Annotated in this window: 16 protein-coding genes; 7 read left to right on the top strand and 9 right to left on the bottom strand. The window is 68.8% G+C overall.

All coding sequences use genetic code 11. The annotated features are described in order from the left end of the window. Window positions 1–50: 50 nt before the first annotated feature. Window positions 51–1,313, bottom strand: coding sequence for an MFS transporter (locus ACFVTR_RS13410; RefSeq protein WP_387037992.1), 1,263 nt, complete (start codon window positions 1,311–1,313; stop codon window positions 51–53). On the opposite strand from ACFVTR_RS13410, the gene ACFVTR_RS13405 reads away from it, so the two are divergent. Then, window positions 1,281–2,585 (top strand): TetR/AcrR family transcriptional regulator, encoded by a 1,305-nt coding sequence (locus tag ACFVTR_RS13405; RefSeq protein WP_387037990.1) that lies wholly within the window; start codon window positions 1,281–1,283, stop codon window positions 2,583–2,585. The two genes, ACFVTR_RS13410 and ACFVTR_RS13405, sit on opposite strands and share 33 nt — an antisense overlap. Before the next feature lie 61 nt (window positions 2,586–2,646). Here the strand turns inward: ACFVTR_RS13405 and dnaB are convergent, their stop codons facing one another. The 6 genes from dnaB to ACFVTR_RS13375 form a co-directional block, all read right to left on the bottom strand. Then, window positions 2,647–4,020, bottom strand: a complete 1,374-nt coding sequence (dnaB, locus tag ACFVTR_RS13400) for a replicative DNA helicase (protein WP_157423764.1) — start codon at window positions 4,018–4,020, stop codon at window positions 2,647–2,649. Window positions 4,021–4,554: 534 nt separating this feature from the next. Continuing rightward, window positions 4,555–5,007 (bottom strand): 50S ribosomal protein L9, encoded by a 453-nt coding sequence (gene rplI, locus ACFVTR_RS13395; protein WP_376942724.1) that lies wholly within the window; start codon window positions 5,005–5,007, stop codon window positions 4,555–4,557. Between the two features lie 11 nt (window positions 5,008–5,018). Then, window positions 5,019–5,279 (bottom strand): 30S ribosomal protein S18, encoded by a 261-nt coding sequence (gene rpsR / locus ACFVTR_RS13390; protein WP_022889097.1) that lies wholly within the window; start codon window positions 5,277–5,279, stop codon window positions 5,019–5,021. A 45-nt stretch (window positions 5,280–5,324) separates the two neighbouring features. After that, on the bottom strand, window positions 5,325–5,843 hold the full coding sequence (locus ACFVTR_RS13385) for a single-stranded DNA-binding protein (protein ID WP_157423766.1): 519 nt from the start codon (window positions 5,841–5,843) through the stop codon (window positions 5,325–5,327). Between the two features lie 5 nt (window positions 5,844–5,848). Beyond that, a complete protein-coding gene (gene rpsF / locus ACFVTR_RS13380; RefSeq protein WP_387037988.1) occupies window positions 5,849–6,232 on the bottom strand; it encodes a 30S ribosomal protein S6 in 384 nt (127 codons plus the stop codon). A 212-nt stretch (window positions 6,233–6,444) separates the two neighbouring features. Then, entirely contained in the window at window positions 6,445–7,878 is a 1,434-nt protein-coding gene (locus ACFVTR_RS13375; protein ID WP_387037986.1) for a CCA tRNA nucleotidyltransferase, read from the bottom strand. A 114-nt stretch (window positions 7,879–7,992) separates the two neighbouring features. Between ACFVTR_RS13375 and ACFVTR_RS13370 the strand changes: the two genes are divergently transcribed. The 6 genes from ACFVTR_RS13370 (at window position 7,993) to ACFVTR_RS13345 (ending at window position 16,153) form a co-directional block, all read left to right on the top strand. Next, window positions 7,993–10,470: a DUF6049 family protein gene (locus ACFVTR_RS13370; RefSeq protein WP_387037984.1), complete on the top strand. Its 2,478-nt coding sequence runs from the start codon at window positions 7,993–7,995 to the stop codon at window positions 10,468–10,470. Continuing rightward, window positions 10,463–12,088, top strand: coding sequence for a murein biosynthesis integral membrane protein MurJ (murJ, locus tag ACFVTR_RS13365; protein WP_387037983.1), 1,626 nt, complete (start codon window positions 10,463–10,465; stop codon window positions 12,086–12,088). The genes ACFVTR_RS13370 and murJ overlap by 8 nt, the downstream gene beginning before the upstream one ends. Window positions 12,089–12,248: 160 nt before the next feature. Further along, window positions 12,249–13,235, top strand: coding sequence for a thioredoxin-disulfide reductase (gene trxB, locus ACFVTR_RS13360; RefSeq protein ID WP_376942714.1), 987 nt, complete (start codon window positions 12,249–12,251; stop codon window positions 13,233–13,235). A gap of 81 nt (window positions 13,236–13,316) precedes the next feature. Continuing rightward, the gene (gene trxA, locus ACFVTR_RS13355) at window positions 13,317–13,640 is read left to right on the top strand and encodes a thioredoxin (RefSeq protein WP_022889105.1); all 324 of its coding nucleotides are present in this window, start codon (window positions 13,317–13,319) and stop codon (window positions 13,638–13,640) included. Between the two features lie 113 nt (window positions 13,641–13,753). Beyond that, window positions 13,754–15,106, top strand: a complete 1,353-nt coding sequence (locus ACFVTR_RS13350) for a PLP-dependent aminotransferase family protein (protein WP_387037980.1) — start codon at window positions 13,754–13,756, stop codon at window positions 15,104–15,106. A 39-nt stretch (window positions 15,107–15,145) separates the two neighbouring features. Further along, window positions 15,146–16,153 carry a D-alanine--D-alanine ligase gene (locus ACFVTR_RS13345; protein ID WP_387037978.1) on the top strand — a complete coding sequence of 336 codons (1,008 nt, stop codon included), beginning with the start codon at window positions 15,146–15,148 and terminating at the stop codon, window positions 16,151–16,153. Window positions 16,154–16,261: 108 nt separating this feature from the next. On the opposite strand, the gene ACFVTR_RS13340 is transcribed toward ACFVTR_RS13345, so the two are convergent. After that, the gene (locus ACFVTR_RS13340) at window positions 16,262–17,251 is read right to left on the bottom strand and encodes a ParB/RepB/Spo0J family partition protein (protein ID WP_387037976.1); all 990 of its coding nucleotides are present in this window, start codon (window positions 17,249–17,251) and stop codon (window positions 16,262–16,264) included. Beyond that, window positions 17,251–18,144: a ParA family protein gene (locus ACFVTR_RS13335; RefSeq protein ID WP_387038485.1), complete on the bottom strand. Its 894-nt coding sequence runs from the start codon at window positions 18,142–18,144 to the stop codon at window positions 17,251–17,253. Before ACFVTR_RS13335 ends, ACFVTR_RS13340 begins: the two co-directional genes overlap by 1 nt. Between the last annotated feature and the right edge of the window lie 2,858 nt (window positions 18,145–21,002).

Below are 21,002 nucleotides of genomic sequence, written 5' to 3'. Positions count from 1 at the left end.
GTGTCGACGGGTACGACGGTGAGCCGGGTGGGTGCGCGGATGCCTCGGCGTCAGCGCACGGAGCGGATCGGCAGCACGGCGAGGGCGCCGAGGACACCGATCCCGCCGACGATCAGGAACAGCGGCGGGTAGCCGACGGCGACGACGATGGCGCTCGCTGCGACCGGTGCGACGGTGCCGGGCAGGGTCGCCGCGAGGTTCAGCACACCGAGGTCCTTACCGAAGTCCTCGGGGTTGGGGAGCACGGAGGCCATGAGCGCCTGGTCGACGGCGGCGAAGGCGCCGAATCCGATCGTCACGACGATCGTCTGAAGCGCGAGGCCGAGCACTGAGGGCAGGACGAAGGGGATGGCCGCGCCGACCGCGATCAACAGGCCGGAGATGAGGACGAGGGGCTTCCGCCGCCCGAGCCGGTCGGAGAGCGGCCCGGCCACAGCGGTCGCGATGATGAGACCGGGGAGCCCCACGAGGCCGAGCAGCGGCACGATCGACGTCGCTTCCTCGAGGCTGAGGCCGACGTAGTCCTGCGCGATGTAGAGGCTGAAGTTGCTGATCATGTAGAACCCGCCGAACAGCAGCAGCCGCCCGGTGAACCCCCAGAAGAAGTCGGGGTGGCGGATCGGGTTCACCCAGAACGCTGAGAGGAACGTCGTGAGAGAGAACGGCTTGCGAGGTTCGCCGCGGTTGTCTGTGCCGGGCACGACCGCGATGAAGAGCAGGATGAGCAGGATCACTACGCCGGCGAGCGACACGTACCCGAGCGGGATGCGCTGCGCGAATGGTGATGCGAGGATCGGCCCGAGGACCGCGCCCAGCAGCGTTCCGAGCCCGACGCCGGTCGAGTAGCGCCCGCGGAACCGCTCGGGAACACGGTCGGGGAGCAGGGCGGAGAACGGCCCTTGCCAGGCGTTGTAGCCGAACTGGACGAGCATGACGCAGACCGTCAGCATCGCCATGTTCGTCGCGAACCCGGCCGAGACCAGAGCGACCGTGCCGATGGCGGTGCCGATGAGCATCCACGGGTGGCGCGCGCCCCAGCGAGAGCGGGTGCGATCGGAGAGCACGCCGAAGATCGGCTGCGCGAGCATCGCGGCGACGGCCGAGAGCGTGTTGATCAGTGCGAGGTTCTCGACCTTGGTCTCTGCGTCGAACAGCTGCACCTGGATCGCCATGAAGAAGGCGGTGATGGCGTAGGCGAGCGGCGCGGCCGAGGCGGCGAGAGGCGCGACGAAGAACAGTCGTCGCAGCGAGCTGGGGAGCTTCGTCCCGGTCGGATCGGGTTGCACGAGCGTGTCGGCGGCGTGGTCAGACATCGGTGTCTCCAAGCGGATGGGGGTTGTAGACTGACCACCATAGCGGTAACACTTCACGTGACCAAGCGATTCGAGATACTGGTGGGCATGACGAGCAGGCGCGGGACGTATCGGACGGGACGGGATCGGATCGAGTCGATCATCGACGCCGCGCACGTGCTGTTCGTCCGCAACGGCTACCGCGCGACATCCTTGCGCGACATCGCCGCCGAGGCCGGGATCTCACACCCGGCAGTGCTGCGCTACTTCGCGACCCGCGGCGAGATCCTCACCGCGCTGATCACCCGGCTCGACGCGCAGTCGGAGCGCATCTGGGGTCAGGGCGAATGGTCCGATCGGGTCGTCCCGAGCGCGGCTGCGGTCGCCCGGGGCAGCGAGGCCGTCCCAGGCTGGATCGAGCTGTTCACCGCGCTGCTCGGCGAGGCGACGAGCCCTGGCCACCCGGGCCACCCGATGATGCTGGAGCGCCGTCAGGAGGCGCAGCGCCGGGGCCGCGCCTTCTTCGAAATGCACGGACTCTCGGCCGTCGAGGCCGACCTGGCCATGACGGAAGTGGTGGCGGGCTGGGAGGGGCTGCAGATCCTCGCGCTGTACTTCCCGGGCCGGATCGACATCCCGGCGCAGCTCGAGGCGTTCGAACGGCGGGTCCCGCACCTCGTGGCGGCATCCGCCCGTCCGCGAACGGCTGCTGCGCATTCCGACCCGGTCCTCCCGCCCTCGCTCGCCGGTGACGACGCCCGAGCCCGGATCGTCTCGGCAGCCGCGCAGCTCTACGCCGCGCACGGCTACTACGAGACGTCGATGCAGGCGGTCGCCGACAAGGCGGGCATGACCCGCGCGGCGGTGATCCACGTCGCACCCACGAAGCAGGCGCTGCTCGAGCTGGTTGTGGCCGCGCTCTACAGTCGCGTCGTCGACGACCCCTGGGTGCTCCGCCTCGACCGCCTGCCTCGTTGGGTGACCGCCGCCGAGATCGTGCTGCTCTGCGAGGCGACGGTGCCGGCCCATCCGTTGCACGACCGGTCCGCCGAACAACTGGAGTCGACTCGCCGGGAGCTCGCAGCGCTGCTCGAGGCGCAGGGAGTCGCCGGAGCCGACGCCGAGGCCGGCGCCGACTGGCAGGTCGCGGTCGGCCTGGGCTGCATGATCGCATGGTTGTACGAGCCCGACCGGATCGACCCCGACGCAGTGCTCGACGCCGTCAAGGCGCGCATCCTGGGGGAAGCGGCCGCGTCGGATCGGGTGGCCCCGGCGATCGCGCCGGGCGAATAGGTGCGACCCGGCTGGTCCGAAACGATTACTGTCGCGCCGACGCGGAACTTGCCGATGCGAGCTACATCGGCGCCATGTCGGCGAACTTGGAGAAGTGGCCCTGGAACGCGACGGTGATCGTTCGAGTCGGACCGTTGCGGTGCTTCGCCACGATGAGGTCGGCCTCGCCGGCGCGAGGGCTGTCACGCTCGTACGCGGCCTCGCGGTGCAGCAGGATCACCATGTCGGCGTCCTGCTCGATCGAGCCCGACTCGCGGAGGTCGCTGATCGCGGGCATCTTGTCGGCGCGCTGCTCGGGGCCACGGTTCAGCTGCGAGAGGGCGATGACGGGCACCTGGAGCTCTTTCGCGAGCAGCTTCAGCGCACGCGAGAACTCCGAGACCTCCTGCTGACGGCTCTCGACGCGCTTGCCGCTCGTCATGAGCTGGAGGTAGTCGATGACCACCATCTTCAGCCCGACCTTCTGCTTGAGGCGGCGGCACTTCGCGCGGATCTCGACAAGGGTCATGTTGGGGGAGTCGTCGATGTAGAGCGGCGAGTCGTTGATGCGGCCGCGGGTCGAGGCGATCGTCGTCCAGTCGCGGGAGTCGACGGTGCCCTTGCGCATGTTCTGAAGCGGCACGTTCGACTCGGCCGAGAGCAGGCGCATGGCGATCTCGCTCTTGCCCATCTCGAGCGAGAAGAAGACCGAGGGCAGTCCGTTCGTGATCGACGCCGCGCGAGCGAAGTCGAGCGCGAGCGTCGACTTTCCCATGGCGGGGCGGGCGGCGACGATGATCATCTGCCCGGGGTGGAACCCGTTCGTCAGGTCGTCGAGGTCGGCGAAGCCGGTCGGGACGCCCGTGAACTTGCCGTCGGTGTGCTTGGCCGCCTCGATCTCGTCGATGGCGACGGTGACCGCTTCGGAGAGCGGCACGTAGTCTTCGGTCTCGACCGAACCGGTGACCGAGTAGATCTCGGCCTGGGCGTTGTTGACGAGGTCGACGACCTCGCCCTCGCCGGCGTAGCCCATCTGCACGATGCGCGTTCCCGCCTCGACGAGACGGCGCAGCAGTGCGCGCTCGGCGACGATCGAGGCGTAGAAGCCGGCGTTCGCAGCGGTCGGCACGAGGCTCGTGAGGGTGTGCAGGTACTCGACCCCGCCCGCGCGCTGCAGGTCGCCGGTCTTCGTCAGCTCATCGGTGACGGCGATGACGTCGGTCGGTTCGCCGTGCGAGTAGAGCGTGAGCACGGCGTTGAAGACGACCTCGTGCTTGGGCACGTAGAAGTCGATGCCGCGGATCGTCTCGATGACGTCGGCCACGGCGTCCTTCGAGAGCATCATGCCGCCGAGGGCGCTCTGCTCGGCGAGCAGGTCGTGGGGAGGAACTCGTTCGCCTCGTCGGGCGTCGGTCTCATCGACCGGTTCGGCGAGCCCGATGTGCGCGATCGACAACTCCATGACCTCCGTTTTCGAGCTCGTGCGGGCGAGCTACCCGCGCCCGCACTCCAGTGTCATCGGAGCCACCGACACCGGCTCATCGACGCGAGGAGATCCACTGTTCGTGGGACGCTGCTTCACGATATGAGCGGCTCGTCCACAGCACAAGCCAGCCTGTGGATAACTCTGGGGATAATCTGGGCGAAACGCCGTTCAACATGTGTACTCCACCTGTGGAGAACTGTGGAAATCGTGTGAATTACACGAGTTGAATTCAGTGCTGATCAGGCATAAATACTTTACACACCTGTGGGGAAAAACTTCTTCAGGAACATTCCCCAGCTGGTTCTCCACCTGTGTACAACAGTCACAGGGAACCCGGATGTGGACTTGCGCGCGTACCCTGCGCGGGTGTAGGTGCTGCGTGGGATTCCACGCACCGGCAGCACCCGTCCGGGGGACCCGCTCGAGCGCGCCGGGCGGCCCGGAACGACGAAGCGGCGGCCGGGAGCCGAAGCTCCCGACCGCCGCTCGCGATCTCTCGGGCGATTACTTCGCCGCGACCACCTGAAGGATGATCGTCGCGGTGAGCTCGTCGTGCAGACGAACCGTCGCCTCGTGGTCGCCGACCGACTTGATCGGCGTGGGGATCTGGATCTTGCGCTTGTCGACCGAGCCGAGGCCTGCGGCCTCGACTGCGTCCGCGACATCCGCCGTCTTCACCGAGCCGAACAGGCGGCCGCCGAGGCCGGCCTTGACGGCCAGCTTGACCTTGCCCGCTTCGAGCTTGGCCTTGAGGGCCTGCGCGTCTTCGAGCGAGTGCAGGGCGCGAGCCGCGCGAGCGGCCTTGATCTGCTCGACCTGCTTCTCGCCACCGCGGGTCCACGGCGTCGCGAAGCCCTGGGGAACCAGGTAGTTGCGCGCGTAGCCGTTCTTGACCTCGACGACGTCGCCGGCCGTGCCGAGGCCGGTGACCTCGTGCGTGAGAATAACCTTTGCCATTGTCGTGCTCCTTAGCGGCCGGAGCCCGAGTAGGGCAGGAGCGCCATCTCGCGCGCGTTCTTCACGGCGCGGGCGATGAGGCGCTGCTCCTGCACGGAGACACCGGTGATGCGACGGGCGCGGATCTTTCCACGCTCCGAGATGAACTTGCGAAGGGTCGCAACGTCCTTGTAGTCGATGATGCCGACCTTGATCGACTTCGCCGGGGCGGCGTTCTTCGCGCCCTTCCCGCGGCTCGGCTTGCGGCGATCGCCGCTGCTCTTTCCAGCCATTGGTTTTCCTGTCTTGAGGATGCGGGCCGCAGGGCCCGCCGAATATTAGAAGGGGGTCTCGTCGCCGTAGCCGGTGCCGGGCGTGTTCCAGACATCCCCGCCGCCCTGCTGCTGCTGGGCTGCGGGAGCGCTGGGCGCCCATGCGTCGTCGGACTGGCCGCCCCCGAAGGAGCCGCCGCCGCCGACCGCACCGCGGTTCGACTGCGCTCGAGTGACGGAAGCGGTGGCGTACCGGAGCGAGGGACCGATCTCGTCGATCTCGAGCTCCATGGTGGTGCGCTTCTCGCCTTCCTTCGTCTCGTAGGAACGCTGCTTGAGACGCCCGGAAGCGATGACCCGGGAACCCTTGGTGAGTGAACCGGCGACGTGCTCGGCGAATTCACGCCAGCAGCTCGCGCGCAGGAACAGCGCTTCACCGTCCTTCCACTCGTTCGCCTGACGGTCGAACGTACGAGGAGTGGAGGCGATGGTGAAGTTGGCAACCGCCAGACCGTTCTGCGTGTAACGCAGCTCGGGATCTGCAGTGAGGTTGCCCACCACGGTGATGATGGTCTCGCCGGCCATGGGGACTAGGCGTCCTTCTTGGCGGGGGCCTTGGCTGCGGCGGCGGCCTTCTTGGCAGCCTTCGCCTCCTGGGCCTTCGCGTGAGCGGCGACCTGGGCGATCGCCTCTTCGGCGCGGAGCACCTTCGTGCGCATGACGGCCTCGCTGAGGTTCAGCTGGCGGTCGAGCTCGTTGGTGGTCGCGGACTCGGCGGTGAAGTCGACGACGGCGTAGATGCCCTCGTTCTTCTTGTTGATCTCGTAAGCCAGGCGACGACGTCCCCAGATGTCGACCTTGTCGACAGTGCCGCCATCGTTACGGATGACGTTGAGGAACTTGTCAAGGCTGGGAGCAACGGTGCGCTCGTCGATCTCGGGATCGAGGATGACCATCAGCTCGTACTGGTGCATGACTAACCCACCTCCTTCGGACTCAGCGGCTGCAGGATCTCTGCAACAGGAGGGTTGTGCATACGTCGCACCGAGGAGGCCTCGCAATCGAGGCGCACGGGCAACCTGTCAATGGTAACGGATGCCCCGCGCTCGCGCCATTCGACAGCGAGGATGCCTCGAACTCCGCCGGGAGACGGCGAAGGCGACCACGACCGCGGCCCGGCCTCGCCTCACTCGCGAGCGGCCCACCAGGCGCGCAGGCGGTCGGCCGCGGCGTCCTCGCCGATGGGGCCCTCGTCGAGCCGCACCTCGAGCAGGTACTTGTAGGCCTCGCCGACGACGGGTCCCGGCTTGATGTCGAGCAGCTTCATGATCTGCTGGCCGTCGAGCTCGGGGCGCACCGCCGCGAGCTCCTCCTCCTCGGCGAGCACGGCGATGCGCTCCTCGAGGTCGTCGTAGGCGAACGCGAGCTGGTCGGCCTTGCGGCGGTTGCGGGTCGTCACGTCGGCGCGGGAGAGGATGTGGAGCCGCTCGAGCTGCTCGGCGTCGCCCGCGTCGCGCACGTAGCGGCGCACGGCCGAGTCCGTCCACGCGCCGTCGGTGTAGCCGAAGAACCGCAGGTGCAGCTCGATGAGGCGCGAGACCGCGGCGACCGTGTCGTTGTCGAAGCGCAGTGCGCGCAGGCGCTTGCGGGCGAGCTTCGCACCGACGACGTCGTGGTGGTAGAAGCTCACGGCCCCGCCCGACTCGTAGCGGCGCGTTGCCGGCTTGCCGATGTCGTGCAGCAGCGCCGCGAGCCGGAGCACGAGGTCGGGGCGCCCGGCTACGTCGCGCTCGCGCTCGTAGTCGATGGCCTGTTCGAGCACGGTGAGGCTGTGCTCGTACACGTCCTTGTGGCGGTGGTGCTCGTCGCGTTCGAGGCGCAGGGCCGGCAGCTCGGGCAGCACCCGTGCGGCGAGCCCCGAGTCGACGAGGAGGCGGAGCCCGGGTCGCGGCGCATCGGTGAGCAGCAGCTTGGCGAGCTCGTCGCGCACGCGCTCGGCCGAGATGCGGTCGATCTCGGGGGCGAGGTCGCTCAGCGCCTGCGTCGTGGCATCCTCGACCTCGAATCCGAGCTGCGAGGCGAAGCGCGCGGCACGGAGCATGCGCAGCGGGTCGTCGCCGAACGACTGCTCGGGGGAGGCCGGGGTGCGCAGCACCTTCGCGACGAGGTCTTCGACGCCGCCCGACGGGTCGACGAGTTCGAGCTGCGGCAGGCGCAACGCGAGCGCGTTCACGGTGAAGTCGCGCCGGGTGAGGTCGGCCTCGAGCGAGTCGCCGAAGACCACCTCGGGCTTGCGCGAGTCGCCGTCGTACGCATCGGCCCGGTAGGTCGTGATCTCGACCGTCTCGCCGGCGACCTTCGCGCCGATCGTGCCGAAGGCGCGGCCGATGTCCCAGTGGGCCTCGGCGATCGGCTTCACGATCGCGAGGATCTCGTCGGGCGTGGCATCCGTCGTGAAATCGAGGTCGTTCATCGCGCGGCCGAGGAACGCGTCGCGGACGGGGCCCCCGACGAGCGCCAGTTCGTGACCCGCCTGCTCGAACGCCGAGGCGAGCTTCGCGACGGTCGGCGAAGCCGCCGCCTCGGCCAGGCGGTCGAGGGCTGCGGCGACACTCTGCATGCCTCCCATGTTAAGCGGGCCATGTTCAGCGGGCGGGTCGGCGACGCGGGGAGCGGTTGCCGGACGGGAACGCATCGAGCGGATGCCCGGCTCGCTCACCGTAGAATCGCCTGCATGGCAGCCGACTCGACTCCTGCGCGCGCGCGCGGCGATCGGCTTCCGGCGACGGCTTCGTCGAGCGATGCGGATGTCACGGGGCTGGCCGCGCGTTCGATCGACACGGCGCACGCATCGGCGCGAACGTCCGGCACCGGACGCCGCCGCGGCGTCGCGCTGGGCATCGCCGCCGCCGCGGTGTGCGCGGTCGTCGCCGCTCCGCTCGGCGCGCTGGCGGTCGCGGGCGTGCCCGACGGCGAACGCCGCGCCGCCCCCGTCCCGATCCAGGCTCCCGCGGAGGATCCCGAGGGGATCGCACTGCACATCGCGCCCGTGAGCGCGACGACCATCACCGCCGGGCAGCCGCTGACCGTGCAGGTCGAGGTCGAGAACGCCACCGCCGAGGCCCTCGCCGCCGGCACCCTGCGTCTCACCCGCGCCGACCGCGACATCGACGACTCCGACGAACTCGACGCCTGGCTCGCGAGTGCCGGCGCGACCGACGAGAGCACCGCCCCCGACGGCGTGACGCTCGGCGAAGCCGAGACCCGACCGGTCCCGGCGGGATCGAGCACCCTCGTCTCCTTCACCGTGCCCGCTTCGGCGATCGCCGAAGCCGGCGACGCACCCGTGCTCGGGCTCGGCGCGGAACTCGTGGTCGACGACATGCTCGTCGCCTCCGGCACCGACGCCTTCGCCACGTCGGCGGCACCGTCGACGAGCGCCACTTCGGTCGCGCTCGTCTACCCGCTCACCGTTCCCGCGAGCTCGACCGGGCTCTTCGACGCCGAGTCGCTCGAGGAGTGGACGTCACCGCTCGGGCTGCTCGACCGGCAGCTCGACGCGGTCGCCGGGCGCCCGGTCGCGATCGGCGTCGACCCCCGCATCATCGCCTCGATCCGCGCGCTCGGCAGCTCTGCACCGGCGTCGGCTGTCGAGTGGCTGGACCGGCTCGGCCAGGCCGGCAACGAGATATTCCCGCTCGCGTATGCAGACGCGGATGTCGCGCTGCAGGCGCAACTCGGCCTCGAGACCCTGCTCGCGCCGACCGGTTTCGCCGACGAGCTCGACCCCGCCGACTTCCCCGAACAGCCCGCGCCCGAGGGTGAGGGCGACCAGACGGACGAGACGGAGGCACCGGTCGACGGCGCCACGGCCACGCCCGCCCCTGGCGAGACCGCGCCTGCAGAGCCCGAACCGACTCCGCCCGCACCCGGCGAGGTGCCGAGCACCGAGATGCTGCTCGAATGGCCCTACACCCGCACCGACATCGCCTGGCCCGCCGACGACACGGTCGCCGCGGGCGACCTGGCGGTGCTCGACGGGGCGGGGCTCACCACTGCCATCCTGTCGCCCGGCAACGTCACCGCTCCGGGCGGGCGCGTCGGCGCCGCCGCGTCGATCGACGGTTCGACCGCCGTCGTCGCCGACGCACGGCTGACCGCGCCGCTGCGCGAGGCATCCGTCGCCGACTCCGACACCGAATGGCGCTCGGCGACCGGACACCTCCTCGCGGAACTCGCACTCGATTCGGGCGATTCGCCCTCGGCGCTGCTCGCGACCTTCGGCCGCGACGCGGGCGACCACTCGACTCGGGTGGCCGCGACGCTCGACGAGCTCGTCAGGGCGTCGTCGGCGAGCACCGCGGGTCTCGCCGAGGCGATCGGCGCGCCGCCCACCTCCCGCGCACTCGTCGACCTCGCCGAGGACGCCTCCCGCGTCGACTCCGCCGAGCGGATGCTCGCCGCCGCGGACTCGGTCGCCGAGTTCTCGACCGTGCTCGACGACCCTGCGCTGCTGAACGATCCGGTCCGGCGCGACCTCCTCGCGATGCTCGACGTCGCCTGGCTCTCCGACCGTGCGGCATGGGAGACCGCGGTCGCCGAATGGCTCGCCGCGCGACGCGCGACGACCGAGTCCGTGTCGGTCGTGCCCTCCTCGAGCGTCAACATCTTCGCGCGCGAGACGCCGCTGCCGGTCACCGTGCTCAACGCCCTCCCGTACCCGGTGACCGTGGTCGTCTCCGCCGACCCGTCGAACGGCCGACTCGTGGTCGAGGAGAGTGTCACCGCGACCATCCCCGCCGAATCCCGGAGCACGGTGCCGGTGCCGATCACCGCGGGCGTCGGCCGCGGCGAGGTGACCATCGCGATCTCCCTCTCGTCGCCGACCGGAGTCTCAGTCGGACGCACCGTCTTCATCACCGGCAACGTGCAGGCCGACTGGGAGGGCCTCGGCGCCGGCATCCTCGCCACCGCACTGGTGCTCTTCTTCGGCTTCGGCATCTGGCGCAACATCCGCCGTCGCCGCAAGCAGCGCGCGGCCGAGGCGAGCGGTGCGGTCGACGCCCCTGTCGTGCAGGTCGCGGATGACACGACTTCCGAGCCGGCGGGCGCGGGCGAGGCCGATGAGCCCGCTGCGACGACCGAACCCGTTGACGAGCCCGTCGACGAGCCCACCGAAGCTTCCGACCCCGAGGATCCCAAGCGTGACTGACGACCGTATCGGCCGAGCCAGCCTGTTCCTCGCCTCCGGCACGATCGTCTCCCGGGTGCTCGGCTTCGTGAAGGCCGCGGTGCTCGTGAGCGCGATCGGCCTGACGAAGTCGCCGAGCGCCGACGCGTTCGCGGTCGCGAACCAGCTGCCGAACACGGTCTACGTCGTCGTGGCGGGCGGCGTGCTGAGCGCGGTGCTCGTGCCGCAGATCGTCCGGGCTGGTCTCCACGCCGACGGCGGCCGGGCCTACATCAACCGCCTGCTGACGCTCGCACTCGTCGTACTCGCCGGCATCACGATCCTGGCGACGATCGCGGCGCCGCTGCTCACGATGCTCTACGGCATCAAGCTCGACGAGTCGACGCGCAACCTCGCGACGCTCTTCGCGTACTGGTGCCTGCCGCAGATCTTCTTCTACGGCCTCTACACACTGCTCGGCGAGGTGCTCAACGCCCGGCGCAGCTTCGGCCCCTTCACCTGGGTGCCCGTGCTCAACAACGTGGTCGCGATCGCGGGCCTCGTCGTCTTCATGGCGATCTGGGGCAGCGACCCCGACGGCCACCGCGCACCCGAGGCATGGGATCCGGCGATGATCGCCGTGCTCGCCGGCTCGGCGACGCTCGGCATCGCGGTGCAGGCGCTCGTGCTGTTCTGGTTCTGGCGCCGGATCGGCCTCAGCTACCGCCCCGACTTCCGCTGGCGCGGCGTCGGGCTGGGCGACGCCGGGCGCATGGCGAGCTGGACCTTCGGCATGCTGCTGCTCACGACCTTCGCGGGACTCGTCGAGACGAACGTGGTCGGTACCGCCTCGGGCCAGGGTGCCTCGGTCGCGGCGCTCGGCAACGCCTGGCTCATCTTCATGCTGCCCCACTCGGTCATCACGGTCTCGATCGCGACCGCGTACTTCACCCGGATGAGCGAGCACGCCTCGCACGGCGACCTCAACCGAGTGCGCGCCGACCTCTCGAGCGCGGCGCGCGGCGTCGGCCTCATCATCGTGCTCGCCGCGATCGTGCTCGTGATGTGCAGCTACCCGTTCGCGACCGCATTCGCGAGCACCGCCTCGTTCGAGACGCACATCGAGTTCGGCAACGTCGTCGTGGCGTACATGCTCGGGCTGCTGCCGTTCAGCCTGCTGTTCATCGTGCAGCGCACCTTCTACGCCCTCGGCGACACGAAGACCCCGTTCTTCTTCACGCTCTTCCAGGTGGTGCTCTTCAGCGCGGGCGCGCTCCTCCTCCTCAACGTGCTGCCCGAGTTCATCGCGATCGGCATCGCCCTGCTCACCTCGCTCGCGTGCTGCGCACAGCTCGTGCTCGCCGCGGTACTGCTGCGACGCCGGCTCGGCACCATCGACGGCTGGCACATCGCATCGAGCTTCGTGCGCTACACGATCGGCGCCATTCCGGCCCTGCTCGTCGGCTTCGTCACCCTCGTGCTGCTCGGCGGCATCTCGCCCGACGGCTTCGCGATGTCGGGCCTCATCCCGTCGCTCATCTCGATGGCCGTCATCGGCGTCGCGATGTCGGCCGTCTACTTCGGTGTGCTCTGGCTCATCCGAACCCCCGAACTCCGCGGCTTCGCCGAGCCGGTGCTGCGCCGCCTGCGCCGCGGCTGAGTCGGGCGGCGAACCGCCCGACCCGAGGCATCCGTCACACTCTGCGCGCGCTCAGGCGGCCGGAATACGCGGCGCCTAGACTGTGTTGACCATGGCGTGACCTCCGGAATCTCCGGAGGCCGCATCACTGACGCACCGCTGAGAGCATCAAGGAGCATCGTTGCGCGACATCATCATCATCGGTTCGGGCCCGGCCGGCTTCACCGCCGCGATCTACGCCGCCCGCGCGCAGCTGAAACCCCTGCTCATCGCGAGCTCGGTCGAGATCGGCGGCGAGCTCATGAACACCACCGAGGTCGAGAACTACCCCGGGTTCCCCGAGGGCATCATGGGTCCCGACCTGATGACGAACTTCCAGCAGCAGGCCGAGCGCTTCGGCACCGAGGTCGTCTACGACGACGTCGTCGAGCTCGAGCTCGACGGCCCGGTCAAGCGCGTCAAGCTCGGCAACGGCGAGACCCACGAGGCCGCTGCCGTCATCTACGCGACGGGCTCGGCCTACCGCAAGCTCGGCCTGCCCGAAGAAGAGGTGCTGTCGGGCCACGGCCTCTCGTGGTGCGCGACCTGCGACGGCTTCTTCTTCCGCCAGAAGACGATCGCGGTCGTCGGCGGCGGCGACTCGGCGATGGAGGAGGCGACCTTCCTCACGCGTTTCGCCGACAAGGTCTACGTGATCCACCGCCGCGACACCCTCAAGGCCTCGAAGATCATGCAGCAGCGCGCCTTCGACAACGAGAAGATCGAGTTCATCTGGAACGCCGAGATCGCGGCGATCCACGGCACCGAGGCCGTCACCGGCGTCACCCTGCGCGACACCGTGAACGGCGAGGAGCGCGGCCTCGACCTCGACGGGCTGTTCGTCGCGATCGGCAACGACCCCCGCACCCACCTCGTGCACGGCAAGCTCGACCTGACCGCCGAGGGCACCATCGCGGTCGACGGGCGCAGCTCCCGCACGAGCGTGACCGGCGTGTTCGCCGCGGGCGACGTCATCGACCCGAGCTACCGCCAGGCGATCACCGCCGCCGGTTCGGGCGCCGCAGCGGCGCTCGACGCCGAGCACTACCTCGCCGCGCTCGAGTCGGGCGACGACGAAGAGGCTGCTCCAGTGGCAGCCCCCGAACTCGCCGGCGTCGCGGCCGAATAGACGCCCGGAACGCGGCATCCCCACGGGGTTCCGTGTCACCGGATCCCACCCAGCTTCCACGCTTCCACTAAGGAGAACGCAATGTCCGCACGTGCAGTGACCGAGGCCACCTTCGAGCAGGAGGTCCTCAACAACGACAAGCCCGTCATCGTCGACTTCTGGGCCGAGTGGTGCGGCCCGTGCCGCGCCGTCAGCCCGATCCTCGACCAGATCGCGACCGAGCATGCCGACAAGATCGACATCGTCAAGCTCAACGTCGACGAGCACCCGAACCTCGCGATGAAGTACCAGATCACCGCGATCCCGGCGTTCAAGGTGTTCAAGGGCGGCGAAGTCGTGCAGAGCTTCGTCGGCGCGAAGCCCAAGCCGGCCCTCGAGGCCGACCTCGCCGCCTACATCGCGTAGTCGGCGGTCGATTCGTACGAAGACCCGTCCGGCGAAAGCCGGGCGGGTCTTTCGCATCCCCACGGCGGATGCCACGTGGCATCCGTCATTTCGCCGGTTCACCGGCAACTAGCATGGAAATCCCGAGCAGAACGGAACTCGCAGTGACCTCTGACGGCGTCCCCCAGCGGACCGGCAACAACCTCGACCCCTGGTACGCGAACTACGCCGAGCGAGCCGCCGGCCTGGCCGCCTCCGAGGTTCGAGCCCTGTTCGCCGTCGCGTCGCGCCCCGAGGTGGTCTCGCTCGCCGGCGGCATGCCGTTCGTCTCCGCCCTCCCGCAGGACCTGATCGTCTCCTCGATGGACAAGGTCATGCGCGAGCAGGGCCCGACGGCCCTGCAATATGGCTCTGGTCAGGGGATTCCCGCACTTCGCGAGCAGATTCTCGAGGTCATGGCCATCGAGGGGATCCGCGGAGCGGTCGACGACGTCGTGACGGCGACGGGCTCGCAGCAGGCGCTCGACCTCGTCGCCAAGCTCTTCCTCGACCCCGGTGACGTGGTGCTCGCCGAGGCGCCGTCGTACGTCGGCGCGATGGGCGTGTTCCGCTCGTACCAGGCGAGCGTGATGCACGTCGCGATGGACGAGAACGGACTCATCCCCGAGGCCCTCCGCCAGACCATCGCGCACCTGCGCGGCCAGGGGCGACGCATCAAGTTCCTCTACACGATCCCGAACTTCCACAACCCCGCCGGTGTGACGCTCTCCGCCGAGCGCCGCCCCGAGATCCTCGAGATCTGTCGCAGCAACGAGATCCTCGTGCTCGAAGACAATCCGTACGGCCTGCTGCACTTCGACGAGCCGGCCCCGAACGCGCTGCGCTCGCTCGACGCCGAAGGCGTCATCTACCTCGGCTCCTTCTCGAAGACCCTCGCGCCGGGCTTCCGGGTCGGCTGGGCACTCGCACCGCACGCGATCCGCGAGAAGCTCATCCTCGCCGCCGAGTCGGCGATCCTCTCGCCGTCGTCGTTCAGCCAGCTCGTCGTCTCCGAATACCTGGCGACCGCCGACTGGCGCGCACAGATCGACACCTTCCGCGGCGTCTACCGCGAACGCAAGGACGCGATGATCGAGGCGCTGGGGGAGTACCTGCCGCAGCTCTCGTGGACGAACCCGAACGGCGGCTTCTACGTCTGGGTCACCATGCCCGACGTGCTCGACTCGAAGCAGATGCTGCCCCGCGCAGTCAAGGAGCTCGTCGCCTACACGCCCGGCACCGCCTTCTTCGCCGACGGCCGCGGCCGCCACGCGATGCGGCTGTCGTTCTGCTATCCGACGCCCGAGGCGATTCGGCTCGGCATCCGGCGCCTCGCGACCGTCGTCAACGGCGAACTCGACCTGCTCGACACCTTCGCCGGCACGGGCACGCTGCAGCTGCCGCCGAGCGTGGGCTTCGAATCCGCTCCGCCGTCCGACCTCAAGTAGCCCTCGATCCCAACCTCGCTGAGCGGAGAATCCCTGATCATGAGCGAATCCAACGGATTGCACGTCGTCGTTCTCGCGGGTGGCATCTCGCATGAACGGGATGTCTCGCTGCGTTCGGGTCGTCGCGTCGCCGACGCCCTGACCGCAGCCGGGCACCGAGTGACGCTGCGCGATCCCGACGCCGGGCTGCTGCCCTACCTCGCTGACGAGCGACCCGACGTCGTGTTCCCCGCGCTGCACGGGTCGAGCGGTGAGGACGGTTCGCTGCTCGACCTGCTCGCGGCGCTCGGCGTCGCGACCGTGGGTTCGTCAGGGCAGGCCGCGCGGCGCGCCTGGTCGAAGCCCGTCGCGAGTTCGCTGCTCGCCGAGGCCGGCGTCGCCGTGCCCGAGTCGATCGTGCTGTCGCACGAGGCATTCCGCGAGCTCGGCGCCTCGAGCGTGCTGCGCGTCGTGCGCGAGAAGCTCGACGGCGAACTCGTCGTGAAACCGGCCTCGGGCGGATCAGCACAGGGCGTGACCATCGTCGAGACGACCGACGAGCTTCCCCGAGCCATGGTGGAGGCGTTCACCTACGCCGACGTCGCCGTCGTCGAACGACGCGTCGTCGGCACCGAGATCGCCGTGACCGTCATCGATACCGGCGACGGCCCCACCACGCTGCCCGCCGTCGAGATCGAGCCGACCACGGGCATCTACGGATTCCAGGCTCGCTACAACGCGGGGGAGACCACCTTCTACGCGCCGTCGCGACTCAGCGAGGCCGAGCTCGCGGCCGTGACTGAGGCGGCGGTCCTCGCGCACCGCACCCTCGGCCTGCGCGATCTCTCTCGCATCGACTTCATCGTGGATGCCTCGGGCACCCCGTGGTTCCTCGAGGCGAACGTGCTGCCGGGTCTCACCGAGACCTCGCTCGTGCCCCTCGCGATCGAGGCATCCGGATCGGACGCGGCGTCGATCTACGGACAGCTCGTGCGCACCGCGCACGCCCGGTCGGTTTCGGTGACGGCGGCCGGCTCAGACTCCGGTTCGGACTCTTCCGAAAGTTGACCTGAACCACGAACGGGGGTGGCCGTGGCCACCCCCGTTCTCGTGTTTCCGGACGCTCGAAATCAACGATTTCAGTTCGTCAGGAGCGATTCTGCGACGGAATCGCGATCAGACGCCGTCGAGTTCCTCGCCGAGCTCGCTCAGGATTCGGCGCAAGTCCTGAACCGTTGCGAAATCAATGCTGATCTGGCCTTTTCGGGCGCCGAGCGCGATCTTCACCCGAGTGTTGAGGCGATCGCCGAGTCGCGTCGCCAGGTCGTCGAGAAAGTCCTGCCGCTTGCCGGCCGACGGCTTGAGGCGCGACGCCTTCGGCTCCTTGGTGGCGATCGATTCGGCCGCGCGAACCGACAGCTCCTCGTTCACGATCTTGTCGGCGAAGCGCTGCATCTCCTCGGTGTCGCCGACCGAGAGGATCGCGCGAGCGTGACCCGCTGTCAGCACACCGGCGGCGACGCGGAGCTGCACCGGCTCGGGCAGCTTCAGCAGTCGGAGCGTGTTCGAGATCTGCGGACGCGAGCGACCGATGCGGGTGGCGAGCTGCTCCTGCGTGATGCCGAAGTCGGAGAGCAGCTGCTGGTAGGCCGACGCCTCTTCGAGGGGATTGAGCTGCGAGCGGTGGAGGTTCTCGAGGAGCGCATCGCGCAGCATGTCCTCGTTCGCGGTGTCCTTGACGACGGCCGGGATCGTGTCGAGGCCGGCGGCCTTCGTCGCACGGAGTCGACGCTCACCCATGACGAGCTCGTACTTGCCGGCCTGGTCGGGGTGCGGACGAACGACGATCGGCTGCAGGACCCCGAACTCGCGGACGCTGTGCACGAGCTCGGCGAGGTCTTCGGGGTCGAACACGCTTCGCGGCTGCACCGCGTTCGGCACGATGTCGTTCGGGTCGAGGCGCGCGAGGCGCGCACCGGGCACCGCGACGAGACCCTCGGTCTCAGCAGCCTGCTCGACGACCGCGACCGCGACGGGGGAGGAGCCCGGAGTCGTGTCGGAGTCGGGGAAGAACACGTCGACCGGGCGGCTCGCCCGCGACGCGTCGTCACCACTCGGAATCAATGCGCCGATGCCACGGCCGAGTCCGGTTCGCTTGCTTGCCATCAGTTCGACTCCTCAGGGGTGGCCGCGCCGCGACGGGCGATCTCGGCGGCGGCTTCTCGGTAAGACAGGGATCCGGTCGACGCGAAGTCGTAGCTGATCACGCTCTGTCCGTAGCTGGGTGCTTCGGAGACGCGCACCGAGCGCGGAATGATCGTCTGCAGCGTCTGTACCGGGAAGTGATCGCGCACCTCCTGGGCGACCTGCTGGGCGAGGTTGGTGCGGGAGTCGTACATCGTCAGCAGGATCGTCGAGAGACGGAGCTCGGGGTTGAGGTGCTTCTCGATCAGCTCGATGTTGCTGAGCAGCTGCGAGAGGCCTTCAAGTGCGTAGTACTCGCACTGGATCGGGATGAGCACCTCGCGCGCCGCGACGAAGGCGTTGATCGTGAGCAGACCCAGCGAAGGCGGGCAGTCGATGAAGACGTAGTCGTACGGGCGCTCCATCGTTGCGAGATGCGTGTCGAGTGCGCGCCGCAGGCGCTGCTCACGGGCCACGAGCGAGACGAGTTCGATCTCGGCGCCGGCGAGGTGAATGGTCGCGGGAACGCAGTCGAGGTGCTCGTGCTCGGTCGATGGGCGAATGACCTCGGCGAGCGGGAGGTCGGCTACGAGCACCTCGTAGACACTCTTCTGCTCGGAACGATGATCGACTCCGAGCGCAGTCGAGGCGTTGCCCTGCGGGTCGAGATCGATGACGAGCACTTTCGCACCGGAACGAGCGAGTGCCGCAGCCAGGTTCACCGCGGTGGTCGTCTTGCCGACGCCGCCCTTCTGGTTCGAGATCGTGAGCACTCGCGTGGCGGGCGGCAGCGGCAGCACCGATTCCTCGAGCGCGATGCGCCGACGTGTTTCATCGGCAAGTTCGTAGGCCAGGGGAGTTCCTCCGTGATCGATCGATGTTTCACGTGAAACATCGGGGGCTGCGGTCGGCTGGACCGGTGCGGGCACCGCCGACTCCATGGTGGTCTCTACCGGCGAAGCCGGAGAAATTTCTGCGGGCTCGACGAGCTCTTCCACTGCGTTGGCAGTGGGCGCTCCTGAAGCGGCTTCTGCGAGCGCCACCGCGGGCTGTTCTGCCGCGGACTGGGTCGGGCTCGGGCTCGGGAGCGAAGGCGTCGACAGCATGGACTGCGCGGGCTGCGGACTGTCGGAGGTCGGCCGTGGGTCGCCGATCGCGCTCTCATCACTGAGGGGAGTCGTTGCACTGCTCGCCTCCGCCGCCGGCACGACCGCATCCACATGCTGCTGCACCACGACCGGCGCGGTCTGCAGGGCAGTCGCGGTATCGACTGCGGCGTCGCCGACGATCTCACGAATGAGATCTTCGAGCAGCCGATCGGGCCCATGCGCGTGCTCGACGGCATGCGCCGTCGATGCGCCAACCTCCACCGGATCATCCGAGAGCGCCGCGGCAGTCGCGGCGTCCCAGTCGATGCCCGCGGAGTAGCCCTGGGTCTGCGGCAGGGTCTGCTCAATCGGCTCGGCGTTCAGTGACGAGGGTGTCGATCCGTTGCTCGCCTGATCAGCCGGAGCGACCGGGGCGTCGACGCCCGCGGCGGGAGTGGCGGCGACGACCGGCTGGGGTACGACCGACGAGTCATCTGCGGTGTTCAGGTCTGCAGCGGCGTCGTTCTGGTGGGGGCGTTTGCGATGAAACCATCCACGTCCCCCGCCAGGTGTCATACCCTCTGCTCCAAACCGATGATGCGCCTGCGTCCCGTTTCGCGGGCGCGACCCGAGAGATAAGCCTAACCGGCCCGACCGACTTGCGCCGGTCGAAAAGGCCGCCATCGGGATGATGAAACAAGCAACTCGTCCGCGCGCTCAAGAATGGGCTGCCGCGGCGCCCGACGAAGGGTGCTCGCGATGTTTCACGTGAAACATCCGCTGCCCGCACACTCGTGCGCCCACGTGTCACTCCGAACGCTCCGCTGCGGCGCTGCAAGAGCCAGGCGACCCGAAACGTTTCGAAGTGCCCGTCGGCCACGAACGGACACTGCGTGCGCGCCCTCGGAAGGGCTCGGCGTTCGCCCCACCTTGGCTCACCGTCCGGTGCACAGGGTGGTGCCGAGTTCGGTACGTCGCGCTTCCCAGTCATGCGTGTCCTCGATGTTTCACGTGAAACACTCACGCGGCCTCGGGGGAGGGCGCACGCACTCCCACGCCGGCGCCCGACGTGATAAATCTCGGAGAACTCGCCCTCATGACCTGCCAACCACCGACTACCGAGGCTCGTCGCCCGGAATCCCGATGGAGTCGATCCTTCGCCGAACGAGCACGCGTATGACTGCTCCGTGTACCAGCGATGCTCCGGAGACTCGATGCGCGACTACCGCCGACGATCACCCGGGGCGATTCCCCCGCGCCCGCCGCGCGCCCCGCGTGAGTGTTTCACGTGAAACACGTCGGTGCCGACGTGCTCGACCGGCCTGACCATGGAGGATCGGGTCGGTCGCGAGCACGCGGGGGAGTACCCATGAGTAACTCAGAAGTCGCCACCAGTGCGACAATCAGGCGCCGCTCGAACTTCTCGGTTTCCCGTGCCCCGGAAGTGGAGCCGGTTCCCACACGGCGAGATCGAGTTGATCAACGCTGGTGCTCCGGCTCCGCGCGACGTCCAATCATCGAGGAACCGCAGCCGCCACGCGCCGCCGACACACACCGCCTCGATCCATCAGCCCGCTCGTCTCTCCGACGCACCGTTCACTTCTCTTCACGCGACCCGACCATCAGTCCCCGGCCTCCCGTGCCTCATTCGCCGGCGACGATCGACTCCAGACGCACCAGTCCCCGCAGGCTGCGGATCGACAGCAAGTCCAGCAGCGAGGCTGCGACCCCTCACACGTCTCGCAGGCCGGTACCTGCTCCGGCAGCCCGACTTGCGGGGGCGCGTCCACGATTCGACTTCGTGCCGAACGCAGGAGGGGGCCGTCTCCTCGGTCCACTTCCACGCCGTGAACCACTCGATCGCCACGCTCGCGGGCACACAGTACGATGCCGGACGACTCGAGCCCGAGCCGAAGTCCTTCCGCCGCGAAGAATCGATCATCGTCGGCGAAGCGGGGAGCTCCCACCCGTCCCAACAGCGCGCAACGAAGCAGCGACTCCAGCACATCGCACCCGAGCATGAAGAAGGTGCGATCTCGTGGCCGGCATCCATTCCGTTGGGCGAGCGGGCGATCCCCTCGGTGAGGCGGGGCGGCGAAACCGATGATCGACCTCTCGTCCACTACGTCGAGCTCCTCGACCGCGCCCCCGACCGCAGGCGTCATTGCCGCAGGTTCATCGCGAGGGACACCCCGCACCGCCGACCGCGAACTCCAGGGGACGATCGTGGTCTCGTCAGAGGCAAGCTGTTCACGCGGTCACGGTCGGTGCGATCGGGCCCGTGCTCTCCCGCAGCCCATCGCGGGCGTCCTCGAGACATGCAGTCCGCGGGCGCCCTGTCGTCGGTGAACTCGGACTACAGCTCCCGCCAGTCAGTCGTGCTGCGCCACACCTGAGGAGGGCCCGCTCAGAATGCCGACGTGGAAGCCCGTATTCGGAACCACGAATGTGTGCGCCATCTCCGCTTGAGCAGGCAATGACCCGCATCTGGGATCCGTCAGTTCTCAACCCTCCAAACCCCCGAACGTCAGCCGCCATCGGCAGCTCCGCTCGCGCTGCCACCCCCGGCGCTCCCAGTGGAGTCGGCGTGCCCCATGGTTTCGGCCCGCAATCGATCCACTCGCCCGTGCGTCGCGAGCTGGCAT

Origin of the sequence: Agromyces sp. NPDC058126 (assembly GCF_042884595.1) — a bacterium.
GTDB lineage: Bacteria > Actinomycetota > Actinomycetes > Actinomycetales > Microbacteriaceae > Agromyces.
This window is presented reverse-complemented; position numbering and strand designations above follow the sequence as displayed.